This is a genomic window from Mesorhizobium sanjuanii (assembly GCF_002529485.1).
In the GTDB taxonomy this organism is placed as follows: domain Bacteria; phylum Pseudomonadota; class Alphaproteobacteria; order Rhizobiales; family Rhizobiaceae; genus Mesorhizobium; species Mesorhizobium sanjuanii.
The window spans coordinates 1-3,575 of record NZ_NWQG01000121.1; the positions used below are offsets into that span (position 1 = coordinate 1).

A 3,575-nucleotide genomic window follows, 5' to 3' on the forward strand; every position below is an offset into this window, starting at 1 on the left:
CGCCAGCCGCTGGCCTGATTTCACCGGCAGGAAGCCCGCAAACAGGAAGGCGTCGGAAGGCAGGCCGGACGCCGTCAGCGCGGCAAGCGGCGCCGACGGACCGGGAATCGGCACCACGCGGATGCCGCGGTCCAGCGCCTCGCCGACCAGCCGGTAGCCGGGATCGGAGATCAGCGGCGTGCCGGCATCCGAGATCAACGCCACGCTCTGCCCGGCCTCGAGCGCCCCGATCAGCTTCGGCCCGGCCTCGCCGGCATTGTGCTCGTGATAGGCGGTGGTGCGGCGGCGGATGCCGTAGCGGTCGAGCAGCACGCGGCTGACGCGGGTGTCCTCGCAGGCGACGATGTCGGCGGCGGCCAGCGTCTCCAGCGCCCGCAGTGTGATGTCGGCCAGATTGCCGATCGGCGTCGCCACCAGATAGAGCGCCGGCGCAAGCGGCCGGGCCGCCAGCTCGGTCTGCCCGATCACATAGCTGCGTTTGTCGCCGGTCACCACTGCCCTCTAGCCGCTGCAATGCATTTTGACCTGTTTGGCACGGCTGGCGCCCGGTTGCAAAAGCCACGCAGATGTCAAGCGGACGTCATGCCTTCGCCACAGTAGGGAACGAAACCGGCACCCGCGGATTTAATCCTTGATCGCTCGGGAGGAGCAGGATGGACAGTCTGAAGATACAGGACGTTTTCGAACCCTATTATGCCGGCCGCAAGCGCTTCGCCGCGCTGAAGGAGAAGAGCGTGCCCGCCGAAGTCGCGAACGCCGACAGCAGGGAAGCCGGCAAACGGCTTTTGCGCCGCCTCTTGGCGGACGCCAGGACCGAAACCGACAGTACGACGGAGCACTGACCGGACGATGCCCAACCGCTTCGATATCTTCATCACCCGTCTTGAAACGAAAAGCGCCCGGCAGGGCGTTCCATCACACCCGATAGGCGACCAGCACCGCGCCCGCCGCGATAAGAGCGACGCCAAGCCAGTTCGCGCCGGACAGTCGCTCGCCGAGAAAGATCGCGCCAAACACCGCCACAAGCACGACGCTTAGCTTGTCGATCGGCGCCACCTGCGCGGCGTTGCCGAGTTTCAGCGCGCGAAAATAGCAGAGCCAGGAAGCGCCGGTCGCCAATCCGGACAGTCCGAGGAAAAGCCAGGTCTTCCCCGGGATTGTCTCAGGCGATTGGAACTGGCCGCTGGCGGCAAGGATGGCGCCGAGCACGACGAGTATGATGATCGTGCGAATAAAGGTGGCGAAATCGGAATTGATGTTTTCTATGCCGACCTTGGCGAAGATCGCCGTCAGCGCTGCGAAAGTCGCCGACAACAGCGCCCATAACTGCCAGGAGGAAACGGTCAGGTTCATTGGCATGCCTCGCAAGTGGCCTCTCAACCGAGATACCGTGAAACCCGCGTCTCCAGAAGCTCAATTCTCGGGCTCGAAGATTGGCATCCCCCGCCTTCGTCATCCTTGGGCGGAGCAGGAGCGAAGCGACGTCGCGAAGACCCAAGGATCCATGCCGTGACATGTGAGCGCCGCTGCGGTGCAGAATGTGCAATACTTCGGGTGGAGAAGTCGCAATCCATGGCAAGACAAGCAGCAGGAAGAGCCCATCTTCGTTCTGGACCGTAAGACCTCTTCGCACACGTCACGGCATGGATCCTCGGGTCTGCGCTCCGCTTCGCGTCGCTCCGCCCAAGGATGACGAAGGGGCGCTGAGCCTCGGCGAGGAGCGTGGGCCTGCTTGGCTACCGCGCCAGGTCCGCCACCACCGCGTCGAGCACGATCATGCCGGCCGGCGTGGCGCGCAGGCGGGTGTTGCCGATCGGCGCCACCAGCCCTTCGCCCTGCAGCATGGACAGCCGCGCGCTCGACAGGCCGCGACCGGAAAACGCCTCGTAGCGGGTGAGATCGATGCCCTCAGCCAGCCGCAGTCCCATAAGCAGGAACTCGTCGGCTTCTTCCGAACGCGTCAGGGTTTCGCCGCCGGTGATGCCATGGCCCTTGGCCTCGACCAGATTGGCCCAGGTCTCCGGCATTCTCTCCGCGATGGTGACGGTGCGGCGGCCGTTCTCGACGAAGCGGCCATGCGCGCCGGGACCAACGCCGACATATTCCCCATAGCGCCAATAAGTCAGATTATGCCGGCTTTCCGCGCCCGGCCTGGCGTGGTTGGAGATCTCATAGGCCGGCAATCCATGCGCCGATGTAATTTCCTGCGTCAGCGCATAGAGATCGGCGGCGTGGTCATTGTCGGGAATGGTGAATTTCTTCGCCGCATGCAGCGCGTGGAACGGCGTGCCTTCCTCGATGGTCAGCTGGTAGAGCGACAGATGGTCGGCGGCATGGCCGATCGCCTGCTCGAGTTCGGCCTGCCAGGCCTCGGGTGTCTGGCCGGGCCGCGCATAGATCAGGTCGAACGACAGGCGCGGGAAAATTTCGCGCGCCAGCCCGATCGCCTGCAGCGCTTCCTCGACATTGTGCAGCCGGCCGAGGAAGCGCAAATCCTTGTCGTTGAGCGCCTGCACACCGAGCGACACGCGATTGACGCCGGCCGCCCGGTAGCCGCGAAAGCGCTCGGCCTCTACCGATGACGGATTGGCCTCCAGCGTCACCTCGATGCTGTCCGGCACCGTCCAGTTCTTCGCCACCGCGTCCAGCACCGTCGCCACGGTCTGCGGCTGCATCAGCGACGGCGTGCCGCCGCCGAGAAAGATGCTGGTTACTTCGCGCGGCCCGGTGCGGGCACGCATCGTCGCCAGCTCCGTCTCGAAGGCGCGCGCGAAACGCTCCTGGTCGACAGGCTGATGGCGGACATGGCTGTTGAAGTCGCAGTACGGGCACTTGGCCGCGCAGAACGGCCAATGGATATAGACGCCGAAGCCGGGGCTGCGGTCGAGCAGCATGGTCATTTCGAGCCCGATCGCGCCAAATCCAATCGCGCTTCCGCGAATTTCTGGAAGGCGCGGGCGCGGTGCGACAGCGCCTCCGGCTGGCCGGGCTTCCAGCCATGCTTTTCCGCAGCACTCATCTCGCCGAAGGTCATTTCGAAACCGTCCGGCAAGAACACCGGATCATAGCCGAAGCCAAGCTCGCCGCGCGGCGGCCACACCAGCGTGCCCTCGACCTCGCCCCGGAAATATTCGGCGGCGCCGTCGGGGAAGGCCAGGCAGATCACGGCGACGAAGCGGCCCTTGCGTTGTGCCGGATCGACCGCGCCGACGTCTTGCAGCGCCACTTCGGTGCGTTGCATGGCCATGCCGAAGTCGCGCGAACCGTCAGTGGTTTCGGCCCAATTGGCGGTGTAGACGCCGGGCGCGCCGTCAAGCGCATCGACGCACAGGCCGGAATCGTCCGACAAAGCCGGCAGGCCCGTCGCCTGGGCGGGGGCAAACGCCTTGATATAGGCGTTCTCCTCGAATGTGGTGCCGGTCTCGTCCGGCTCCTGCAGGCCATATTGCTTTGCCGACTTTGCTTCGAAACCGAAGGGCGCCATCAGATCGGCGAATTCCCGCAGCTTGCCTTCATTGTGGCTGGCGACGACGATTTTCTGTCCGTTCAGCGAATGCATCAGATGCCCCAGATTC

5 protein-coding genes are annotated in these 3,575 nt (G+C 64.9%); 1 reads left to right on the forward strand and 4 read right to left on the reverse strand.

All coding sequences use genetic code 11. The annotated features are described in order from the left end of the window. Positions 1–492: 16S rRNA (cytidine(1402)-2'-O)-methyltransferase (gene rsmI, locus CN311_RS19070; protein ID WP_097575292.1), on the reverse strand; the 492-nt coding region annotated here is incomplete at its 3' end. Positions 493–653: 161 nt separating this feature from the next. On the opposite strand from rsmI, the gene CN311_RS19075 reads away from it, so the two are divergent. Further along, on the forward strand, positions 654–842 hold the full coding sequence (locus CN311_RS19075) for a hypothetical protein (RefSeq protein ID WP_097575288.1): 189 nt from the start codon (positions 654–656) through the stop codon (positions 840–842). 73 nt (positions 843–915) lie between these two features. On the opposite strand, the gene CN311_RS19080 is transcribed toward CN311_RS19075, so the two are convergent. The 3 genes from CN311_RS19080 to rdgB all read right to left on the reverse strand — a co-directional run bounded on the left by CN311_RS19080 (position 916) and on the right by rdgB (position 3,559). Beyond that, on the reverse strand, positions 916–1,353 hold the full coding sequence (locus CN311_RS19080; protein ID WP_097575289.1) for an EamA family transporter: 438 nt from the start codon (positions 1,351–1,353) through the stop codon (positions 916–918). A 383-nt stretch (positions 1,354–1,736) separates the two neighbouring features. Continuing rightward, positions 1,737–2,900 carry a radical SAM family heme chaperone HemW gene (hemW, locus tag CN311_RS19085; protein WP_097575290.1) on the reverse strand — a complete coding sequence of 388 codons (1,164 nt, stop codon included), beginning with the start codon at positions 2,898–2,900 and terminating at the stop codon, positions 1,737–1,739. Then, positions 2,897–3,559, reverse strand: coding sequence for an RdgB/HAM1 family non-canonical purine NTP pyrophosphatase (rdgB, locus tag CN311_RS19090; RefSeq protein WP_097575291.1), 663 nt, complete (start codon positions 3,557–3,559; stop codon positions 2,897–2,899). The genes hemW and rdgB overlap by 4 nt, the downstream gene beginning before the upstream one ends. Positions 3,560–3,575 lie beyond the last annotated feature (16 nt).